Source organism: Paenibacillus sp. M-152 (assembly GCF_003856555.1).
Taxonomy (GTDB): Bacteria; Bacillota; Bacilli; order Paenibacillales; family Paenibacillaceae; genus Paenibacillus; species Paenibacillus polymyxa_C.
Map to the genome: position 1 here is coordinate 1,486,165 of NZ_CP034141.1, position 22,464 is coordinate 1,508,628.

18 protein-coding genes and 1 riboswitch are annotated in these 22,464 nt (G+C 44.7%); of the genes, 11 read left to right on the forward strand and 7 right to left on the reverse strand.

Annotated elements, in window-relative coordinates; all coding sequences use genetic code 11:
- Positions 1-80: 80 nt before the first annotated feature.
- Positions 81-1,412 carry a prolyl oligopeptidase family serine peptidase gene (locus tag EGM68_RS06610; RefSeq protein ID WP_129548872.1) on the forward strand — a complete coding sequence of 444 codons (1,332 nt, stop codon included), beginning with the start codon at positions 81-83 and terminating at the stop codon, positions 1,410-1,412.
- A gap of 163 nt (positions 1,413-1,575) precedes the next feature.
- Here EGM68_RS06610 and EGM68_RS06615 read toward each other — a convergent pair whose 3' ends face one another.
- Positions 1,576-2,364 carry a polysaccharide deacetylase family protein gene (locus tag EGM68_RS06615; protein ID WP_129548873.1) on the reverse strand — a complete coding sequence of 263 codons (789 nt, stop codon included), beginning with the start codon at positions 2,362-2,364 and terminating at the stop codon, positions 1,576-1,578.
- 574 nt (positions 2,365-2,938) lie between these two features.
- A complete protein-coding gene (locus EGM68_RS25650; protein ID WP_013369893.1) occupies positions 2,939-3,112 on the reverse strand; it encodes a hypothetical protein in 174 nt (57 codons plus the stop codon).
- Between the two features lie 92 nt (positions 3,113-3,204).
- On the opposite strand from EGM68_RS25650, the gene EGM68_RS06620 reads away from it, so the two are divergent.
- Both EGM68_RS06620 and EGM68_RS06625 read left to right on the forward strand, forming a co-directional pair.
- Entirely contained in the window at positions 3,205-3,921 is a 717-nt protein-coding gene (locus tag EGM68_RS06620) for a hypothetical protein (RefSeq protein WP_129548874.1), read from the forward strand.
- A 448-nt stretch (positions 3,922-4,369) separates the two neighbouring features.
- Positions 4,370-4,744 (forward strand): PH domain-containing protein, encoded by a 375-nt coding sequence (locus tag EGM68_RS06625; RefSeq protein ID WP_129548875.1) that lies wholly within the window; start codon positions 4,370-4,372, stop codon positions 4,742-4,744.
- Positions 4,745-4,860: 116 nt separating this feature from the next.
- Here EGM68_RS06625 and EGM68_RS06630 read toward each other — a convergent pair whose 3' ends face one another.
- Entirely contained in the window at positions 4,861-5,181 is a 321-nt protein-coding gene (locus EGM68_RS06630) for a hypothetical protein (protein ID WP_129548876.1), read from the reverse strand.
- Positions 5,182-5,374: 193 nt separating this feature from the next.
- Here EGM68_RS06630 and EGM68_RS06635 point away from each other — a divergent pair, with 193 nt between their 5' ends.
- The 6 genes from EGM68_RS06635 (at position 5,375) to EGM68_RS06660 (ending at position 12,098) form a co-directional block, all read left to right on the forward strand.
- Entirely contained in the window at positions 5,375-6,340 is a 966-nt protein-coding gene (locus EGM68_RS06635; RefSeq protein ID WP_040101879.1) for a carbohydrate ABC transporter permease, read from the forward strand.
- Positions 6,337-7,158, forward strand: a complete 822-nt coding sequence (locus EGM68_RS06640) for a carbohydrate ABC transporter permease (RefSeq protein ID WP_013369899.1) — start codon at positions 6,337-6,339, stop codon at positions 7,156-7,158. The genes EGM68_RS06635 and EGM68_RS06640 overlap by 4 nt, the downstream gene beginning before the upstream one ends.
- Positions 7,159-7,274: 116 nt before the next feature.
- Entirely contained in the window at positions 7,275-8,639 is a 1,365-nt protein-coding gene (locus EGM68_RS06645) for an ABC transporter substrate-binding protein (RefSeq protein WP_129548877.1), read from the forward strand.
- 256 nt (positions 8,640-8,895) lie between these two features.
- A complete protein-coding gene (locus EGM68_RS06650; protein WP_013369901.1) occupies positions 8,896-9,480 on the forward strand; it encodes a TetR/AcrR family transcriptional regulator in 585 nt (194 codons plus the stop codon).
- Between the two features lie 28 nt (positions 9,481-9,508).
- Positions 9,509-10,873 carry an HlyD family secretion protein gene (locus EGM68_RS06655; protein WP_013369902.1) on the forward strand — a complete coding sequence of 455 codons (1,365 nt, stop codon included), beginning with the start codon at positions 9,509-9,511 and terminating at the stop codon, positions 10,871-10,873.
- Position 10,874: 1 nt separating this feature from the next.
- Positions 10,875-12,098, forward strand: a complete 1,224-nt coding sequence (locus tag EGM68_RS06660; RefSeq protein WP_129548878.1) for an ABC transporter permease — start codon at positions 10,875-10,877, stop codon at positions 12,096-12,098.
- Between the two features lie 84 nt (positions 12,099-12,182).
- On the opposite strand, the gene EGM68_RS06665 is transcribed toward EGM68_RS06660, so the two are convergent.
- Both EGM68_RS06665 and EGM68_RS06670 read right to left on the reverse strand, forming a co-directional pair.
- Positions 12,183-14,777 carry a glycine betaine ABC transporter substrate-binding protein gene (locus EGM68_RS06665; RefSeq protein WP_129548879.1) on the reverse strand — a complete coding sequence of 865 codons (2,595 nt, stop codon included), beginning with the start codon at positions 14,775-14,777 and terminating at the stop codon, positions 12,183-12,185.
- Positions 14,752-15,975, reverse strand: coding sequence for a quaternary amine ABC transporter ATP-binding protein (locus EGM68_RS06670; RefSeq protein ID WP_014599546.1), 1,224 nt, complete (start codon positions 15,973-15,975; stop codon positions 14,752-14,754). Before EGM68_RS06670 ends, EGM68_RS06665 begins: the two co-directional genes overlap by 26 nt.
- Before the next feature lie 515 nt (positions 15,976-16,490).
- Here EGM68_RS06670 and EGM68_RS06675 point away from each other — a divergent pair.
- Entirely contained in the window at positions 16,491-17,054 is a 564-nt protein-coding gene (locus EGM68_RS06675; protein ID WP_013369906.1) for a GbsR/MarR family transcriptional regulator, read from the forward strand.
- A 152-nt stretch (positions 17,055-17,206) separates the two neighbouring features.
- The gene (locus EGM68_RS06680) at positions 17,207-18,688 is read left to right on the forward strand and encodes a carboxylesterase/lipase family protein (RefSeq protein WP_129548880.1); all 1,482 of its coding nucleotides are present in this window, start codon (positions 17,207-17,209) and stop codon (positions 18,686-18,688) included.
- 163 nt (positions 18,689-18,851) lie between these two features.
- Here EGM68_RS06680 and EGM68_RS06685 read toward each other — a convergent pair whose 3' ends face one another.
- Together EGM68_RS06685 and EGM68_RS06690 are read right to left on the reverse strand one after the other, a co-directional pair.
- The gene (locus EGM68_RS06685; protein WP_129548881.1) at positions 18,852-20,882 is read right to left on the reverse strand and encodes a methyl-accepting chemotaxis protein; all 2,031 of its coding nucleotides are present in this window, start codon (positions 20,880-20,882) and stop codon (positions 18,852-18,854) included.
- A gap of 236 nt (positions 20,883-21,118) precedes the next feature.
- Positions 21,119-22,066, reverse strand: a complete 948-nt coding sequence (locus tag EGM68_RS06690; protein WP_129548882.1) for a DMT family transporter — start codon at positions 22,064-22,066, stop codon at positions 21,119-21,121.
- Positions 22,067-22,236: 170 nt separating this feature from the next.
- Positions 22,237-22,381: riboswitch (FMN riboswitch) on the reverse strand.
- Positions 22,382-22,464: the final 83 nt, after the last annotated feature.

Here is a 22,464-nt window from a genome sequence, read left to right on the forward strand (position 1 = left end):
AAAAGGCAGGATGAAAATAAAAAAATCATTAAAATTAATAATGTAAGCGTTTTATCAATGGATCTGGGAGGTAAGACATCATGTTTAAACAGTTTAAAAAGGTTGCTAAAACAACTATGTTATTCACTTTAGCTGTCAGTACGACCCTTGTATTCAGCAACGGTGCATGGGCTGCCAAGGATGCCAAGATGCAGCCTACTTCATACCGGACGGTTGCGGAGGTGAAGGATTGGGGAGCAACCATTACGAAGATCATTGTTAATCTGGGTAAGCCGGTACCCAAAGATGCGATAACCAAGGATACATTTAAGGTATATGTGGAAAGAAGCGACAATAGGTTGGTAAATTCCTTTGTTGAGAAAGGCAACCGGAAGGTCACCAAGGCCTATGTATCGGACAAAAGTGGCAACCCTGTAAGTAAAACAGGAAGCTACGTTGTGTTGGAAATGGAAATCGGCCCAGCGGTAACTCTAAGCTCTGCCATTCATTATGATGCGGCGGGTTCGGGGTTTAACGCATGGAATGATAACAAATATACGATCACGCAGCAAAAAGCTATAAAAACCAAATCAGGCACGATTTCCGGCTTGAAGATTGATACCTCTGCAGGAGAGATACGGCAGCTGGTTGATCAATTTACAACTGGTAAAGCTACTTCTGATGGGGTTACTTTAACCTACGCGAGCTATGCACCGGCAAAAGACAAGGTGAAAAACCCTTTGGTGATTTGGCTGCACGGTATGGGAGAGGGAGGTACAGATCCGACGATTCCGATTTCGGGTAATAAAGCAGCGAATTTTGCTTCTAAGGATATTCAATCGTATTTTGGCGGGGCTTATGTGCTGGCACCTCAGACTCCAACCTACTGGATGGATGGTTTTACAGGCTTTGGAGACGGAACCTCGAAGTATGAGCAAGCATTGATGTCCTTAATTAAGGAATACGTGGCCAAAAACAAAGACATTGATACAGATCGAATCTACATTGGTGGAGACTCCAACGGCGGATATATGACTATGTTGCTGATCCGTGATTATAAAGACTATTTTGCAGCAGCCGTGGTGGCGTGTGAAGCCTTAAAGGATAGCCTAATCACCGACGAACAAATTAACGATATGAAGGACCTGCCGATCTGGTTTGTGGCTGCCCAAACCGATACTGTGGTTCCACCCAACGATTATATGATTCCGACCTACAACCGTTTAGTGAATGCCGGAGCAAAGGATGTCCATATGTCCTTATTTGATAACGTAGTGGATACTTCTGGTTTGTACAAGAAGAGTGATACAACACCGTATGAATACAATGGCCACTGGTCCTGGATTTACGTGTATAACAACGAAGTATCGAAGGTGATTAACGGAAAGAAAACAACGATGATGCAATGGCTGGCCTCCAAAACATTGAACTGAACGGTATAGCTGTAAAATAAGATGCGGTGCTCACTATTGAGGTTGGGATTTATCCTCTCACGAGTTAAATAAACTTGTGAGAGGTCTCTTCTATTACCTAATTCCCATTTCGTTCCTGCATACTTTTTGCATAGTCAACGGCGAGCCCACTTTCCTTGCTCTTTCACTTATTCACCTCAATCAGCCCATCCGGCTTTTCTCGATTAGAGAGTAATTCAGATACAGTGACGAAGGAATAACCTCTTTTCTTGAGCTCAGGAAGAATAATCTTCAAGGCTTCAACGGTTTGTGTACTTTGATGTACATAATCATGCATGAGGACAATGTCGCCGTTACGGGCGTTGCGAAGCACCTTATCTGCGATACGGTGTACACCAGGCTTTCGCCAATCTAGGATATCCTGATGCCAGGACCATAAAATAATTTTTAGCCCCTTCTCCTTGGATAACTTGACGAGTGAATCGTTATAGGAGCCGCCTGGTGGTCTAAATAGATGGGTCCCCGCACCAGTTGCCTGAACGATGCTCGTCTGACCTTGGTCCAATTCGGACAGAGCTTTGTTGCGGGAGATATATTGAAAGGATGAATGAAGGAAGGTATGATTGCCAACTTCATGTCCTTCCTCTCGTTCCCGTTTTACAAGGTGTGGCAGCTTTTCTACACGACTGCCAACGACAAAAAAGGTCGCTTTCGCATCATATTTTTGAAGTAAATCGAGAATGGCAGGCGTATTGCTTTCGTCCGGTCCGTCATCGAATGTGAGAGCGATAAGCTTACGATGGGTAGGAACTTCCCATACAATGTCGCCCCGTTCTTCGTAATAGGCTCTTCCCTTTGTAGGAGCGGGGGAGGCATATGATGTGTTTTGTGCATTCGTGTATGGAGTGGGACAAGAACTGATACACAGCAAAGAAACAGCGATTCCAGCGCATAGCAAACGGTTATATTTCATCAGGCTTCTTCTCCGTTCTGACGTATTCTCACATTAGCTTGCCAAGAAGAAGCGTATACCATTCCTCATTTCTGAAAATTAGCATATTAGACCTGATGAAGAGAAGTGTGGTACTGGAGGATATAAGCCCTAGAACAGGTCATAAGGTTAAATACGGTAATTAATGAGACTAAGTCCAAGAGTGTAGCATAATGTAACAAGGAAACTTCTGCTCTCCCTCTGAAGTATATCAAGACCTCTCATGAGTTAATTGAACTTATGAGAGGTCTTGTTGGCGATTTTGTTTGAAAAAGATTACACATCCCTCAAGATAGCTAAGTTAAACTTTTCGAGGTAGCTGAATAGCATCTAATATTAGTACCTCGTCTTGCAAATTAATATTTTTTTTTAAGCTCTTCTCTTAATATTTCTAAATGCTTACTGAGCAGCTCTATTTTTCTTTGAAATAATTTATTTGTTTTTCTTGTTTTAAAGAGGTAGATCAACGCACATGAACATATAAAAATATGAATAAAGCAGAACCAGTAGATTATGGTTACAGATATAGTCCAGGTCCCTATCAGAATCCTCTCCTTTATTTCGATTTTATTAGGTGTGTTGTTTCTGCCAAAATCTCATCCAATTGATGTAATGCTTTGTTATTTTTAAAAGTGCAAATAATAAAAATAAGAGCAAAAATGAAGAGAAGTAACTCACTTCCTAAGAGAAAAACTAAAGACATTTCATGAAGAAATAATTCATCGAACATAGAATATACCTCCAATTTTAATGTTATTTGACATATAAATCTATAATATGTTAATTTTCAGTAGCATCATACCATATTAAAGGAGGAAGAAGATGAAAAAAGTTGTAGCATCTGCAATATTGTCCGCTTCTCTTTTACTTTCAGTTGCACCTGTTAGCTTTGCAAGTGAGGTCCCTTCTGTTTCATTTTCAAGTCAGGATCTAGATAAGATATCTGAACATTTAAATGACTTGGGTCTTTCTAAAGAAGTACAGCAAAGTCTAATAGAAAAAATGAAGGCTGGTGAACTTCCTGATTCTGATAATCCAGAAAAAAGAGGTACTGGTATTACAAGTGAAGTAGAGTCACCAGATGGTTTGAAAATACAACGAACTACATTTCCTGATGGTTCCGTAATTCAGTCAACAATAGATCTTACAAATGCGAAAATAAAAGAAGAACATGTTATCACTCCAAATGACGTATCAGGGGGCTATGCCTCAGGAGGAAGTGGTTATAGAACATTTACAAATGCAACAGTAAGAGAAGAAACCTCTTACGTTAAAGCAAGATTTTTTGCTGATTACACACTAGTTCAAGGTGGCTATAGCTATATATCAGACGCTTATGATCCTTATATTGATATAATGGCAGGGTACTCAAGTGGCGAAAACTTAGTTGTGGATCAACCTAAACAGACTGACTCAAGACCTGCTCGTGCAACCTTGTCATTTACTTGGGTTAAAGTAAATGGTTACTTTAGTTCTACATACAAATTATTTTTATATGTTAACAACAGCTCAGCAACCTCACAATTACAAACATATTAATTAAATAATTTGTTGGTGTTTTTCCGTAAACATTCCATTTACAAGATAGATAAAAAGGCTTCCTCCTAGTTAAATAAACTAGAGGAAGCCTTTTTATATTTGACAAGTGAGTTTAGTATAGGAAGCGTCAGAGGAACAATAGGTGAGTTTTCATACCTGTTTTATACGATTATGGTCTTCTATTAATATAGTGTCTGAGGCAAAAGATAGTACATAGCAAGATATGATTGCTGAATTATAACAGGCTGGCTTGCTTGTTGATAACATCCTGTGCCCATGTTAAGTTATACATATCCATCCTTGGTTTTAATGTGCAGTGAAGATCGGTCATTGTCCAGTTCTTAATCTGACGAAAAATGGAAGAGGTCGACGGAAAAAGCCGCAAAAGCTGATTTGAAGTCATGGAGCTGCGACTCGTTCCTGAGCTTCGAACAGGAGATGAGACGGGATGAGAACAGATGAAAAAGAGTTGCGAGCCATTAGTCTGACATTGGAAGCTGGCGAACACATCCGATCCTGTATTAGGTGTACGTATGATTTGCAGCAAAGCTCTGAGAAGATTCCGCTTTGTGGAATGCTGGCCGTAACGTCCCAACGAATCATCTTTTATTCCTGTACTATGGGTATTCCTTGGGTCAAGTTCATTAATTATCACCATATTTCGCAGGCTAAGCTGGAAAAGGATTTGTCAGGTACTAAGGGGAGCATCCTGTTGATCAATCAGGGTGTAAATGAGGTGTTCTGCCACCTGCCGAATGAAGATCGTATAGAGCGTTTTGTAGCTGTACTAGAGCAGGAAGCAGGCATCTCCTGTGAGAACTAATGATTATAAGGATACAAATAACTAAAACCTCCAACTTCGTAATGTGCCAAGGGTAGGCTCCTTACGGATTTGGAGGTTTTTTGTCTTTTAGTTAGACAGATTGCATGGATTAAGCGCTAGCTCAACAGGACTATAACCAACAAATTAAATAGCACCAGCGGCAGAATGACATTGTTGTAGGCATAGGAACGATCAGGGGCTGGGGTGCCTGAGGAGGGTGAGTGATACTGCTGAGGGACTCTCAGATACAAATGATCCGCATCCATGTGCACAATCGTTCCTTCATACACATGATGATCCATCGTTTGTACCCTAACCGTGTGATTCATGTAGGGGCTCAATTGATAATGCAATTGATCGCGGACTTTTTTAAGTTCTTGTTGGAATTCCGGTCTAGCTTGATATAAAGTTTGCGGACTGACGGTGTTGTACGGCATTCGCCTCTGACCTCCATACTCATAATAATGATATATCGTATGCAGGAGCCTGTGCCCTTGTGCGAGTACCCAATTAGGATTGGTTTTACAAAGAGTAAAAACATTAACATTTTACTCCAGTCCACTTGATGTTCCCTTTACATCAAAACGATACACTTACTGAGGTTGGTTTAAAAGAAAGGGGCGTTCCGTTTTGGGTGAACTTAACAAATCTTTGGGACTGGGGACGAGGAGCCAGCAACGGACATCGTCTAAAGCTCGCATACGCACGGGTTCGCTAAAAATTCAAAGACTGCGCGAAAACGCGCTGGCGTATACCTTTTTGGCTCCATCGCTTATTTTGTTTGCTGTATTTATGTTTTATCCGATGATAAAGTCCGTTTATCTCAGCTTACATTCTACAGATCCCGCAGGAAACGTTGCAGATTATGTGGGGTTCGATAACTTTGCTATGCTTTTCAGCTCAGGTCAGTTTCTACAGGGGATTAAGGTCACGCTGCTTTTTGCGGTATTGACGGTACCTGTGGGTATTTTACTGGCGCTGGTACTCGCTGCCCTTACACACAGTAAGTTACGTGGGATGCGTATCTTCCAATTTGCCTTCTCGCTACCGATGGTGTTGTCGGTGGGTTCATCTGCGGTCATTTGGAAATTTCTTTTCCATCCCACACTGGGAATGTTCAACTATGTGCTTTCCCTGTTACATATCAATCCAGTTCCGTGGTTGACCAGCCCGGATTGGGCGCTGTTCTCCGTAGCCATAATGACCATCTGGATGAATCTTGGCTTCAATTACATTATCTTATCGAGCGGACTTCAAGGGATTCCAGACGACATGTACGAAAGTGCCAAAATGGACGGAGCCGGACCGTTGGTCACGTTCTGGCGTATCTCTATGCCGCTGCTATCACCGACGATCTTTTTTGTGACTGTAGTTTCTATCATTGGTGCCTTCCAGTCTTTTGCCCAAATTAATATCTTGACCAAAGGCGGTCCGGTGAACAGTACAAATGTATTTGTATATTCCATTTATCAGGAAGCTTTCGTTAATTTCCGGTTCGGAACAGGGAGTGCGCAGGCGATTGTCTTGTTCGCCGTCATTTTGGTGCTTACGATGATTCAGTTTAAATGGGTGGAAAGAAAGGTGCATTACCAATGAAACAACACCTGAATTCAACATTACTGTATGTGCTGCTTACGATTGCAGCCGCTCTGATTTTGTATCCGGTGATTTATACATTTTTTATGGCGGTCATGTCACCGGAGGAAGCGAGCGCTTACCCACCAAGCTTTTTCCCGCATTCCTTTCATATGGCCAATTTCACTGAAGTGTTTGAAATCGTTCCGATTGCAGCCTTTATCGGCAACACCTTTCTCATTTCGGGTCTGACGATGATCGGACAACTGATTACAGCCAGCTTGGCGGCCTATGCCTTTGCCAAAATGGAATTCAAGGGAAAAAACTTCATTTTTAGCATGTTTGTCGCGACAATGATGATCCCTTGGGAAGTTACCATTATTCCTAACTATCTGACGGTGCGAAGCTGGAACTGGCTTGATACATATCAAGGATTGACGGTTCCATTTCTGGCGACGGCATTTGGAACATTCCTGTTAAGACAATTTTTCCTCCAGCTTCCCAAGGAACTGTTCGAGGCTGCTCGTATGGATGGGTGCGGACATATCCGATATTTCCTGTTCCATGTGCTTCCGTTATCGCGCCCTGCACTCGGAACACTGGCTGTGTATTCGTTCCTGAACATGTACAATTCCTATCTTTGGCCTTTGCTGGTCACAAATAGCGAGAATATGCGTACCGTACAGATCGGCATATCCATGCTGGAGTTTCAGGAATCGACTTCATGGAATCTGGTGTTTGCGGGTACGGCACTTGTCATTTTACCGTCTCTGCTCCTGCTGATCTTTGGACTCAAACAGCTGGTACGTGGAATGGCAGCGGGTGCGCTTAAAGGCTAATCATAGATGCAAAAGACAGCAACACCTGCGCAAGCAGCCTATATACAAAGCTTTAAGCACAAGAGTACGAACATTTCATTCAAGAATCATTTAATCAAAGGGAGAGAAGAGAGATTATGAGATTTTTTCGTTTGAAAAGTGCTTTGACCCTGCTTATTCTGACTGCTATGGTAGTTGCAGCAGGTTGTAGCAACAATACAGCGGCGGAGAAGCCGAGTAATGGTAATGATGGGACTGCAGCGGCTTCACCTATAAAACTGACTTGGTGGCATTCAATGTCCGGCAACGGTGAAAAAGCGATCAAGCAGATCGCTGCTGACTTTAACGCTAGTCATAAGGACATTCAGGTAGAGCCAGTATATCAAGGTAAATATGATGACAGCTTGAACAAGCTGAAAGCGTCGCTGGGTTCTAATAGCGGACCGGACATCATTCAAGTATACGAAATCGGCAGTAAATTCATGATCGACTCTAAAATGATCACGCCTGTACAACAATTTATTGATGCAGATAAGTTCGATTTGTCGCAGCTTGAACCGAATATTACACGATACTACACGATTGATGGTAAATTGAACGCGATGCCGTTCAATACGTCAAACCCGATTTTATATTACAACAAGGATGCTTTCAAAGCCGCAGGACTTGACCCAGCTAATCCTCCGAAAACGTATGATGAATTCGAGAAAGCTGCCAAAGCCTTGAGTAAGGATGGTAAATCCGGTGCATCCATTGCTATCTACGGCTGGTTTATGGAGCAACTGTTTGCCAATCAGAACGCGGACTATGTGAATAATGGCAATGGACGCGAGCAAGCAGCTACAGAATCCTTGCTGAATTCGGATGCCGGTGTAAAAACACTGACATGGTGGAAGAAAATGATTGATGAAAAGGTCGTATCCAATTTAGGACGTAACTCGGACGATACGGCGAAAGCTTTTTCCGCAGGACAAATTGCAATGACGCTGGATTCTACCGCTTCGCTGCGTAATATTGTGGAGCAGGTTGGCGATAAATTCGAAGTAGGCACAGGATTCCTGCCAAGAGCCAATGAAGCAAAAGAAGGCGGCGTGGTTGTAGGTGGCGCGAGCTTATACATCATGAACAACAAGCCCGAAGCCCAGCAAAAGGCAGCATGGGAGTTCATTAAATTCGTCGCTTCTCCAGCAGTACAGGCACAATGGAGTGTGAATACCGGGTACTTCCCGATCACGAAAGCAGCTTATGACGAGAAGGTACTCAAAGATAACATGGTAAAATATCCGCAATTCCAGACAGCCGTTGACCAATTGCACGCATCGGCACAATCCACTGCTACACAAGGCGCAGTAATGGGCGTATTCCCAGAAGCGCGTCAAATCGTCGAAGGTGCGATCGAAGCTGTTCTGAGTGGCCAGCAGCAACCAAAACAGGCGCTGGACCAAGCTGCACAAGAAATTACAGGCAAAATTGCGCAATACAATCAAACGGTGAAGAAATAGTCGGCCCTCCCTTAAAATCGGCTGATAATCCATAGGATGTGCCCCCTTATTAGCCGATTTTATGAAATAACGGATCGAATGAGTGACCCCCTCACTTATTCGATCCGTTTTTGCATTTCCATTTTAGAATGGTCGTTTAGACGAAGTGTCTAAAATAGTCATTTTTACACATTTCCTATTGCTGGATAACTGAAAATGGGCTTATAATAAATACATAATTTTTGTACTGGACGGTCAGTTCAAAAAAGGAGGAAGCATGAAACAGCAAACGAAGGAAATTATTTTTAACGGTGCACTCAAGGCTTTTTCCGAACGAGGTTTTAATGAAACAAATATGGAGGAAATTGCCAAGGTATGTGGCATAGCCAAAGGAACCCTGTACTACAATTTTAAAAACAAGCAAGAATTGTACATTTACATTTTGAAGATGGGGATGGAGCGTTTTGTCCAGGATATCCATGAAGCGATGGCTCAGATTCCTATGGATCAGGTAGAAGTGAGGGTTCACAAGCTGATCCAAGTACATATTGAGTTCATTGGGAGAGAGCCGGATTTTTGCCGTCTATTAGTCAGTAAGGGATGGGTCTCGCAGGAACAGCATTTTAATATTAGGCAGGTGCTGGCAGACTATTTTGATTTTATGGAGGCAGAGATTGATTCCGGCAAGTTCTATGGGAAAATTTCGAGTAAGTTGGATGCAAAAACGACTGCAAATTGTTTATTTGGCATTTACATTTTTACTCCGATGCGGTCGATGGTATGGGGCGAAACGATGAATCCGCAGGAAGTTCGCGAAAGTATCGAAGTATTTGTATGTAACGCGCTGGGTATGCAACATTAAATAAATAGATAAGTGGAGTGATGAGAACATGAAAGCTAAAAAATATGCGATTTATATCGTACTCATTATTTTAATCGCTGTAGGAATCTATGCTTTGACTGCCTTACCACGAGGGAGCAGTAGCTTGTCCGCAGATGAGTCTTCTTCTATCCCTACGGCTTATGTAGAATCAGATACGCTCAATGCCAGCTTTAAGATGGCAGGACGTATTGATCAGATGCTGGTGAATGAGGGCGACAAGGTAAAAAAAGGGCAAGTGCTAGCCCATTTGGAAAGCCGTGAGCTGGAAGATAAGGTGAAGCAAGCACAGGCTGCATTGCTGGCAGCCAAGAGCAATGTGTCCAAAGCGAAAGCCAGCGTATTGCAGGCTCAAGCAGGAGTAGGTCAGGCGCAGGCTACCGTGAGCGCCGCTCAGGCCAAGAAGAGCCAAGGCACGACAGCGGTCAGTGTGACCGCTGAGGCTTCCTCCAGCCAGATTGAACAGGCCAAAGCAGCTTCTAACGCCGCCAAAGCAAAACTGGATGCCCTCAAGAGCGGGGCAAGACCACAGGAGCTTGAGCAATTGCAAGCATCTGTGAAGGTAGCTAAGGAAACGCTGGATCTGACCGTTAAAAATCTGGAGCGTGCCAAAAAGCTTCAAGAAGCCGGTGCAGCAACTCAGGCCTCGTTGGATCAAGCGACATTGGAACATCAACAGGCAGTGGCCAAGTATAATGCAGAGTCGCAAAAATTGGATATGGCACGGGAGGGAAGCCGTAAGGAGGAAATTACGGCAGCTGAAGCTCAATACCGTCAAGCCTTGGCTGCAGTGAAGGAAGCACAGGCAGGAGCAGGCAAAGTTGCTGTGCAACAGGAAGATGTCAAAGCTGCTCAGGCTTCAGTAGAGCAAGCGCAATCCGCTGTGAAGGCGGCGCAATCGACGGTAGAGCAGGCACAATCTGCGGTTGAAGGTGCCAATGCACAGGTAGCCCAAGCGGAAGCTGCACTTCAGGAGGCTCAGACCTATTTGAGCTATACTACGCTGCGCGCGTCTGAGGATGGGATCATAAAATCCAAGTCGCTTAGCTTGGGTGAGATGGCTAGCGCAGGATTCCCGGTGTATACCATTGAAACATCCACACAGCGTTGGGCTAAATTCTATGTACCGGAAACGTCTCTGAACGGTCTTCAAGCAGGGGATACAGTTCAAATTAAATTACTGTCAGGTGGCAAGGAGCTGAAGGGTAAAGTCATTCTGTTAGAATCGGCTGCAGACTTTGCTATTCAAAAACCGAGCCAAAGTTCTGGTGATAAGGATGTCCGTTCCTTTGGTGTGAAGGTAGCATTACCGGATCTTGCGGCTTCGGTTCCAACAGGCTCCACGGTTCTGTTTACAGGCAAAGGGGCGCAATAATATGCAGGATTCACAGGAAAGACTTCGTATCCGCGATGTGTTTCGCGAGGAATGGCTGAGTATCTTCCGGGACCGCCGTTTTATGGCTATTCTGTTGATTACGCCAATTGTGTATACGATACTGTTCGGCTTCCTGTATTCGCATCAGCGGATTACCGAGATGCCTGTCACAGTATATGACGGAGATAATTCACAGCTTAGTCGCCAGATTATTCAGGCGTTCGATGCGACTGATTCATTTGCCGTTACACGGCAAGTGACCAATCAGGATGATGTAGTCCGCCAGGTGGAGACTGGGGAAGCTAAGGTCGGAATTGTCATTCCAGATAACTTTACCACTCGGCTTAAGCATGGGGAAAATCCACCTGTGCTTACGCTGATTGACGGCAGTAATATGATGTATTCCAATAGTGCCAGTCGGATTGCCAATCAGGTCATTAGTAGCGTGAGCGCCGGAGTATCGCTCAATTCCATGAAGCAAAAGGGAATGAATGCTGATCAGGCCGCCTCGACGCTGACTACCATCCCGTTCCGATCCAGAGTGCTATTTAACCCGATATATGATTATAAGCTTTTCATGCCGTTGGGGGTTATTTCTGCGGCTCTCCAGCAGTGTTTGCTGCTAGGTATTGCGTTGTCTTGCACGCGGGATAAGGAAGCAGGAACTTGGGGAAGGTTTGGCGCTTGGAAAAATACCCCGTGGCGCTTGACTATTGCCAAGCTGGCACCCTATTATGCGGCGGGAGCTTTCAATGTGCTGACTGTATTCAGTATTAGCGCTCTATGCTTCGATATTCCGTTTAGGGGACAGGTACTGCCATTGATTTTGGTATCGTTGGTCTTTAACTTTGCTTTGTGTGGGTTAGGTTTCCTGTTCAGTCTCTTTTCCAAGACCAGAGTAGACGCGACACAAACCCTGATGCTCATTGCTGTTCCTTCCTTTATGCTGTCAGGCTATACGTGGCCATTGGAAGCAATGCCCGGCTTCTTGCGAGGGCTTGCTGAAATATTGCCATTAACGTATTATTTGGACGCTGTACGGAACATTACTCTCAAGGGACTGGATATCACCTACATCTTTAAGGATTTGATTGCTCTGGGCGTCATTGGTTGTGTGAGTCTGCTGGTGGCCTTCGTGATCTATCCGTTATTCTTTAGGCAGCATCAGACGACAGCACAGCATGCCGATATGCCCGTACAAGAAGAATTTACACTTAAAGGCTGAGAGCAATTTTAATCAAAAAGGCAGATCAGGAGTAACCCTGATCTGCCTTTTATTTATTAGTATAATTTAAAAGTGGAAGAAGTATTATTGCGTTTTAAGATCCTCAATAGAATCAATCGGTACATAGGATGGAACGACAAGTCCGGACATAACGCCAGTCATGCTGGTTCCGATGTCATCTACTTTATCCTTATATTGAGCCCAATAATCAGCATGCGTCAATGGAAGCCAGGCGGCTGCGGTAGCATCTACACTTCCGCCAGCCACGCCTGTCCACATAGGACCGATTTCCACTTGCAGCGCTGTTACTTTATAGCCCAATTTTTGTTCTAATACATATTTCAATACGTTCGTACTGGCAATTTCAGAATCCCAAGCAGCGTAGCTCAGCTTCAGGGGATCGCCGTTGACGGGCTGCAAGCCCTTGATCCATTCCTGTACCTTATCAGGATACTTATCAGCCCAGTTCTTGGCAGCCTGCTGTGGGGGAGTACCATCTTGAATTGCGATCATCACTTCACCCATATCATCAGCAGTCCACTTGAAACGGCTTAGAAATTCATAAGCCACAGGAGCATCCTGTTTCAACCCTTTGCGGGCAATGGTATGAATTTCTTCTTTATCACCGTATGCTTTTTTAGGGTCTTTTAAGTATTTCAAATCATACTTGTTAAACATCCAGTGAGGAGTCCAACCAGTTACAACGATAGGCTGCTTGGCTTTGATAGCTTTATCCAATGTAGCGGTCATAGCAGCTCCAGAGCTTTCAAGCAGTTTCCAGTCAGACAATCCATAGTCACTGATAGCTTTAGCAGTCAGCTTCATCAGTCCGGCGCCAGGGTCGGTACCGACAATACGGTAGCCGACCTCCTTGCCAAAGTCCCCAGTAGCGGCGGAAGCCGGAGCCGCTTCGGCTCCGTTCCCCTGCAATTCAGTAATTGATTTAACATTCATGTAAGCTGGAACGACCAACCCGGTTTTAACACCAGTCATATTCGCACCTAGGTCGTCGAGCTTATCTTTGTATTTAGTCCAGTAATCCGCATGCGTTAACGGCAGCCATGCAGCCGGTGAAGCATCTACATCACCACTAGCGACACCCGTCCACATAGGACCTGCTTCAACTTGCAGTGCGGTTACTTTATAACCCAATTTGTTTTCCATTATATATTTCAGCAAATTCGTACTCGCAATTTCCGAATCCCAAGCTACATAGCTTAGCTTAAAGGTATCGCCATTGACAGTTTGCAGTCCTTGAGTCCATTCCTGAACCTTGTCGGCATGTTTCTCTGCCCAATCCTTGGCAGCTTGCTCTGGACTGGTTCCGCCTTGGATAGCAACCATCATTTCACCCATATCTTCCGCTGTCCATTTGAAACGTTTTAGAAACTCATAAGCAGTAGGAGCATCCTGCTGCAAACCTTTACGGGCAATCGTATGAATACCCTCAGCTTCACCATAAGACTTTTTAGGGTCTTCCAAATATTTGAGATCATACTTGTTGAACATCCAGTGAGGAGTCCAACCGGTAATAATGATCGGTTTTTTCGCTTTGATGGCTTTGTCCAGTGTGGCTGTCATGGCCGCACCAGAACCCTCGACTAGCTTCCAATCAGACAAATTGTAGTCTTGAATTGCTTTAGCCGTCGACTTCATAATGCCTGCCCCGGCATCAATACCGATAATTCTATAATCAACCTCTGCACCAATCGGATTGGCAGCAGCACTACCTTTACCAGCAGCGGAATGATCAGTTCCAACAAAATATTGAGATGCGCCAGCGATCAGAATAACTGCTGTAACTGCTGAGGTGATCCATACCTTTTGCTTGCTGGATACACGACTTTTGCTTTTTTTCGTCGGTTTAAACAGGTTTTGTGTAAAGCGGTCAAGCACAATAGCCAGAACGACCACAGCCAAGCCGGCTTCAAAACCTTTACCAATTTGCAGCTGGGTCACAGCACGATACACCACTGCACCGATACCTTCCGCACCGATCATGGAAGCAATAACAACCATGGACAGTGACAGCATAATCGTCTGATTAATACCAGCCATTAAGGTAGGCAATGCCAGTGGCAGCTGTACTTTAAACAGCTTTTGCGCCGATGTTGAACCAAATGCATCAGAGGCTTCAACCAGCTCATCCGATACTTGCATAATCCCCAAGTTGGTCATGCGAATGGTTGGGGGGATCGCAAAGATAACTGATGCGATAACACCTGGTACAACACCCAAGCTGAAAAAGGTAACCGCCGGGAGTAAGTACACGAACGCAGGCATCGTCTGCATAAAATCAAGTAAAGGCGTGATAATACGTGATGCTGATTTACTGTATGCACACCAGATTCCGATCGGAATCCCGATAACAATGGATACAAGCGCAGACGTGATGACTAGTCCGAGCGTATTCATCGTTTCACTCCAATAGCCGAGATTATCAATCAGCAGGAAGCCGATGACAGTAAACAGTGTAAGCTGCACCCGGCCAATCATAAAGGCAATAATTCCGATGATCACGATGAACACCAGAGGGTGCGGAAGCATAAACAAGCCAGAGAAAAAGCCTACTACGGCTTCAATAACCGAAGAAATAACATTAAACAATCCAGCCAGATGAATACCCATCCAGTCTACAATGGATTGAATCCACTCAGCGATTGGCAGTTTCGGTATCATGGGCATTCACCTCCTTTGTAGTAGGTACATCTCCACTTAGTGCACCCAGTAAAGCTCCACGGACGATAACGCCCAGCAACTTCTGCTTGTCATCGACGACAGCCAGTGGCACCTTGGACGAGCTTGTAATTTCAAACAAATCATTAATGACAGTTTCAGCAGTCACCTGCGGTCCGTCAGTGATTAAAATATCTTCAATCTTCAGATTGTTGCGCAGAGCATGAACAGCATCCTCGGCATTAATAACACCCAGTAGCTTTTTGGTGCGATCAATGACGAATAGATTGGAAATCCCACGCTCCCGCATCAATTCCAGAGCTACACGCGGACCGCGGTCCATAGTGATGGTTTCTGGACGAAGCATGACATGAGCAGCCGTCAATACTTTGGACAGATCCACATCCTCGACGAAGCGAGCTACATAAGAGTTAGCTGGTTGGATCATAATTTCTTCCGGTGTACCAATTTGTACGACCACTCCGTCCCGCATCAATGCAATCCGGTCACCAATCCGCAGCGCTTCATCCAGATCATGGGTGATAAAGACAATTGTTTTCTTCATTTTATCTTGAAGCTCCAGCAGCTCATCTTGCATGTCACGGCGAATGAGAGGATCCAATGCGCTGAATGCTTCATCCATCAGGAGAACTTCAGGGTCATTCGCGAGTGCCCGTGCCAGACCGACACGCTGCTGCATACCGCCACTTAACTCATCGGGCATCTTATCGCCCCAGTTTTTAAGACCAACCAGTTCCAGCGCTTGTTGTGCCTTTTCCTGGCGTTGTGCTTTATCTACCTTTTGAATTTCAAGACCGTATTCTACATTTTCCAATACAGTCCGATGTGGGAACAGGGCGAACTTTTGAAAAACCATACTGATGGTTTTACGACGAACTTCGCGGAGTTGTTCTTTGTTCATCTTACGGAGATCTTTGCCGTGGACCAGAATTTCACCGGAGGTAGGCTCAATCAAGCGATTTAGCATTCGCACCAAAGTGGACTTGCCGCTACCTGATAACCCCATAATTACGAAAATTTCACCTTGCTTAATTTCCATGTTGGCCTTATTAACACCAACAGTAATCTGTTTTTCTTTGGCCAGCTTTTCTTTGCCCCAGCCTTGCTCCAGGAGCGGAACACCTTGCTCTGCGTGAGGACCAAAGAGTTTGCTGACATTTTTGACTTCCAAAATCGTCATACATACACCTCTTCTTTCTATACTTTGCTTGGTATTAACCCCATGTTGCATGATGGATTGAGTATAAAAATCATAATTCTGTACATCCTGAACGGTTAATGACAAAATTAATTGTAACAGAAGCATTGCTTACATTTCAAACAAAAAAACTGTTCGTAAAGTACGTACAGAAAAAACTGTACAAACTTTTCTTCGATATGCTCCTTCGTTCTTTAGAATGCTCAAACATTCGGAACTTTACAACCGATAGTGCTTTTTTTAAAATAGACAATGAAATATGACCATAAGAAAAAGATTTATGTATATCCATAATTTTAAAAGTTTACTATCATTAGCAATTTTGCGAATTATGATTTTGAACGATCATGCTGTTGTAATATAGACAGAAGCTTTGCTTTTGAAACATTTCATTCAGTATTTGAAAGATTTCATATATTGCGTCAAAGCTAATCCTTTACGGGTAAGTCGTTCATACTAGGTTGTGCAAAATGCTCTAAAATTAGGAGGTTGCAAGCATGAGCTTGTACCAGTTAGGTGATGAGCAGCAGGCGTCGCTGCAAAAAATTCGCAAACGTGTCATAGAAGCTATAGGTAAAAACATGGACCTATATGGAATCACTCTGTCCGCGGGGCATTTGTACGGTTTGCTTTTTTTTGCGGATAAACCGATGACACTGGATGAGATGGGCCGTGAAATGGAAATGAGCAAAACGAGCATGAGTACAGGAGTTCGAACGTTGTTGGATCTGAAAATGGTGAACAAGGTATGGAGCAAGGGCTCACGCAAGGACTTGTATGAAGTCGAGTATGATTGGTATCAAACATTTACTGACTTCTTCGCTATTAAGTGGAGAAAAGCAGTAGAAACAAATTTACTCGTCCTGCGCAAAGCCATCGATGAACTGGACAAATTGATGGCGCAGGGTGAAGAATACGAGGAATTTAAGGCGATTCTTCAGCAAGACCGTATGAAAATGAAGCAGGCTGTGGCTTATTACAAGTGGCTAGACCGATTGATTGATTCAATGGAAAGCGAAGAAATTTACAAGCTGATTCCGAAAGAAGAGGTTCGGGACTAATCACGATCCGCCCATCCTGTTTACAAAATGCCGGAGCGCAAAAGCGCTTCCGGTATTTTTTGGTTTGGTCCTGCACAAAGGGTATAATAGAGATATGTAAAGATTGATATTATACCGTTATGTTGAACATACGAGATAAAGGAGGGTTCATTATGGAAAGTAATACAGTACATACTCGTCTAGGTCAATTACGTGGAGAAACAGAGAATGGATATCATGTGTGGAAAGGTGTTCCATATGCACAGCCTCCTGTTGGAAAACTACGTTTTCATGGGCCACAGCCTTTGGAGCCGTGGGAGGGTGTACGGACTGCGACGAGTTTCGGACCCATCTGTCCGCAACCCATGCCCTCCGCTGAAAGTATGACTGGAAATCTGGTGGAACCGCCAGAGCAGTCCGAGGATTGCTTGTACCTGAACATTTGGACACCAGCTTCGAAGGCTCCTGAGAAGGGACGTCCGGTGATGGTGTGGATTCATGGTGGTGCCTTTGTCACTGGATCTGGGATTATACCTTTATATGACGGGGAACGCATGGCGAAGAATGGCGATGTTGTTGTAGTTACGATCAATTATCGGTTAGGGCCGTTGGGATTTTTGCATTTGACTCCAAAGGGAAATGGGCTGACCTCAAATGCCGGACTGTTGGATCAAATCGCTGCGCTGAAATGGGTTAGGGATCATATTTCTGCCTTTGGCGGCAACCCGGATGAAGTAACGGTGTTCGGTGAATCGGCAGGCGCGATGAGTATTGCCGCTTTATTGGCGATGCCAGCCGCTGAGGGGCTGTTCCAGCGTGCAATTTTGCAGAGCGGGGCATCGCAGGTGTTGCCAACTGCACAGGCCGAGCAAGTGGCGGATGTGTATTTACAGCAACTGGGTGTAGACACTCAGCATCCTGAGCGATTGTTTACGTTGCCGACAGATGCGTTGATGCTCGCTATGGCAAAAACACATGAAGTCATCGGACCAGGGATGGCGATGATTTATCAACCCGTTGTAGACGGGGTTACCTTGCCGGATGTACCCCTGTCTGCAATCGCCCAAGGCTCAGCCAAACAGGTATCTGTTATGATTGGAACGAACTTGCATGAGGGGAACTATTTCATTCGCAAAGAATCCCATCTAATGAATAAGCCAAAAGCACGTCAGGCATTGGAAATGATGACAGGCATGTCCGACATTGGCGACCTGATAGAGCCTTTTCCAGTTACCATTGAGGGACAGGCGCAAATGTTGACCGATCTCATTTTTTGGCGTCCCGCGTTGGCTCTTGCCGCTGCACAGTCGGCGTATGCATCGGTATGGATGTATCGTTTTGATTGGACCCTGCCGGGACATCCTACCTTTGAACAAGCGGTGCACGGTGCAGAAATTGCTTTTGTTTTCGATAATCTGAAGCTGCTGGGCAAGCTGGGATTAGAGATTCAGCCTTCGATGCAGAAGCTTGCTCATGATATGCAGCAAGCATGGATTGCTTTTGCACGTGAAGGGAAGCCTATGCTGCCTGAGACGGCATGGCCGATGTACGACAAGCAACAGCGAGCTACAGCCATTTTTCATCAGAATATTATGGTGGAACATGATCCAGAAGGGGATAGACGCCGCCAACTAGCGGGGCAGATGAGCATATAGGTAAATATGAGACATTGTTTCAAGGATTCAACGAAAAAGCCTTCGCCCGTATTTTGTATGCGGACGAAGGCTTTGTTAGTCAGGATTTTGTAAAATCCTCTAGTAATTAGATGTACTGCTGCCCATCTTACTAGCATGAAACTGCAACGATGCAATGTGTAGGTTAAATCTTAAATCGCTTAACCAGCTCTTGCAGATCCTGTGCCATGTTGGACAACTCTTGTGAGGAAGATGCGATTTCCTCCATGGCTGCCATCTGCTCTTGAGCGGCAGCGGAGGTTGTCTGCGAACTGTCCGCCGAATTGCGGGATAGGCTTGCCAAATGGGTAACAGTGGCGGAAACCTCCTCTGTACTTGCTGAGATTTGTTCAGCAGCAGCGGACACACTTTGAATTTGTTCCACGATATGAGAAGTAGAGCGCTCAATATTTGTAAATGCACCTTCTGCATCTTGGCTAATTCGTAATCCTTCACCCACCTGATTACGAACATTGCCATTCATCGTGGCGGTAGAGCGTTGAATCAAATCGAGCATCTGCGTAATGATCTGACTGATGGAATCAGCGCTTTCCTTGGACTGTTCAGACAGTTTGCGTACCTCTATAGCGACTACGGCAAATCCACGCCCAGCTTCGCCTGCTCTGGAGGCTTCAATAGATGCGTTCAGGGACAACAAATTAGTTTGCTTGGCAATGGCAGCTATAGCCGCATTCATTTGCTTCGCATCGTCCGAGAGTTGGGATAGCTCATCCATCAGACTAGCCGTTTGGCTTACAGCTTCCAGAATGCGGTCCATCTGTGTCCGCACATGGCTAATCATTTGACTGCCTTGAGCTACGTCCTGCTCGGTTTGTCCTGCTGAATCCACGATGGAGCTTGCCGATTCGGCAATCGTGCTGACACCCTTCGCCATTTCTTCAACGGCATTGGCAGTTTGCTCGGATGCCTCGGCGCTGGTTGCTGCATTTTCTGCGGATTCCATAACCGTTTCCGCTACGTGTTGTACGGACTCCGTCGTTTGTTCTGTGCTTTCCTTGATTACCAGAGAAGAGGAAGCAAGCCGTGAGGACGTTTGGTTGACCTCGGAGACCATCGTATGCAAGGAATGCGTCATCTGGTCAAAATTCTGTGCCAGCTCGCCGAACTCGTCCTTTCTAGATATATTAACACGTTCGGTCAGATTTCCATCACGGACGATCCGTGTTCCTGCTTGCAGCTTCTTGAGAGGGATCAGGAATGAGCGGATCATTAGCACTATGATGATCGCAGCGGCCAGTATGGAAATAACAATTACAATCAGGCTTTGCCTCAGAATCGGTTGGGCTGCATCACTGTAATCCTCCAGATCCGATAATGCAACAATATTCCATCCAGTGAGAGGGTCCTTAAGTGTAAAGGCCAGCACATCCCGATTCATAAATTTAATTTGCGACACGGAAGGAGTATCATTTTCTCCGGTTGCCGCCACTTTGGGAAGTCCCTCCATAGTGTCAGCCGGTTTTTTGCCAGTCTTGTCAAAGGCTGTTCCAGCTCCAGATACAACCTTATGATCAGAATCAACAATGATGAGTCCTCCGCGTTCGCCTATCTTAACAGACTGCAGACTGTCCCCCATCTTGTCCAGATTCAAAGCCAATGCAACAGCCCCTTCACCGTTCTTCAGCGTTGCCGATACATTAACTACTAGGTTCCCTGTCGTAACGCTGGCAACTGGAACACCGACAAATATGTTACCCTTATGTAGCATCGCATTTTTGTACCATTTTCTCTCCCTAGGATCATAATCAGCCTCCTTTTTTAGCGGAGAACGGATATATTCTCCTTTCGCATTGCCAAGGAGCGCGGCATCTAACTCAGGATGAGCTTTGACGATGTCATCCAATTTTTTCTGAAGGGCTTCTTGATCGGAACCAATTGAATCAGCTTGGATTTCACTGGTAAGGACGTCCACGTCCTTCATGATCGGGGATACATACTGATTGACATTGCTTTGGATCAGATACAGATTCGTGTATACGGAATTAGCCATTTGCTGACTGAGCTGTGTCGTAGCCCCCTGATAAGAAAAGTATCCAATAAGTAAGCTCGGAATCAATAACACAGCCAAAAAAGAAATGATTAATTTTGTCCTCATTAAATAAAACTGCTTGAGAAACCTGTTCCACCACGGAACTGTTTGTTTTTCTTTAGTCATGTTTTTTCTCCTCTGTGTCTGATGGTCACTACATTGTTTTATTCGACAGAAATCGACTAATTTTATAGATGTAATCTTAAAAAATGATGAATCAAGGCATGTTTTAGGTACATTTTTTAAAAAATAGTTCTTAAGGGCTAATCACGGTATGAATATGCATACATAAAAAGCCAAATCAGAGATGCAAAAGCACCTTCATGATTTGGCTTGAGGTGAGTATAAAGCAAATGGATCTGTTAATTTTTTTGCTGACGAGAAATTATAAAGAGTGTAACCCAGATAAGCATAAAACCAGTTAATTGCGCTACGGTAACGATTTGTTGGAAAGCGATCCAGTTAATCACAACACCTACCATAGGAAAGCTCAATTCTGCCATCGTAGCATAAGAAGCTTTGGTTGTACTTAAGCCTTTGTAATACAGTAATAAGCTGAGAAGACCCGGAAGCAATGCCTGCAGCAGCAAGTTGATAATTACAGCTGCGCCCGCCCATGTACCTGTAGGCATATTCCACGGAGCATGCTCCACAGAGGTGAGAACAATGAGCAGAGGGAGCGCCACCATGAAGCGAAGGGAGGTTACCGTTTCATATTTCATCGAACGGAGCAAGTAGCTGCCCATAACGGTCGAACCGCCCCACAGAATCGCTGCACCCAGTGCAAGCAGACTACCAACTTGAACAAAATCATGAACATGTCCAAAGGGAAGCGACCAACCGAAGGTCAGAAGATACGTCCCGAACAGAGCGATGATAATTAATATTCCAAAATGACGCGGTAACATTTCCTTCAATATCACGCGGGCCAGAATAATAGCAACCAAAGGTTGAAGCTTCTGAAGTAAAAGTACGGCATTCAGATCACCGTTGCTGAGTGCCATGGTGAAAATCACACTGGCCAGTGCCGAGCCACCCCATGAGACAAACAAAATAGCGAAAACCTGACGAAATCGTATCGTTTTAAGCTCCTCGCGATGCTTCCACAGCATCGGCGTCAGAGCGATAAAGAGTAGCGCATGCTCCATCAGTACGATTTGTGCTGAGGTAAATGATTTTAACAAAATAATACGAAACAGCGGGTCTGCGCCCCACAAGGCCGCTCCAATCGCGACTAGCCAAAAACCGCTTTTCATGTGGGAGCTACGATCAAAATCCTTGGATGTTAGTACAGTTGATGATTGACTCATACTTATTTAGCTCCTTGCGAATACAGGACCGGTGGCACAAAAACCCCCGTCCATGGCGAAGGCCATGCAAGACGGGGGTTGATCAAATAAACTTGCCGTTTGATGCAAGTTAAATGAAGTCACTGCACAACCATAATGCAGTATTCATCGACTTTGCGGCATGTTCATATTTCGATCTTCTTCCATCCGGACTTTACCGTCGGCTTTGGCATCTCACCAAATCAGTCCGTATCTTGTTGCCAGATACAGAGTCGCGGGCTTAGCTCCATGAGCCATACCGCCGGTTGGGAATCTCACCCTACCCCGAAGATCCTTATTCCGTTTTTTAATTTCTCCTATAGGATATACCTGTTTTGGAATGAAGTCCAGTGAAAAATGTGTGTATATCAAGCAAGGAT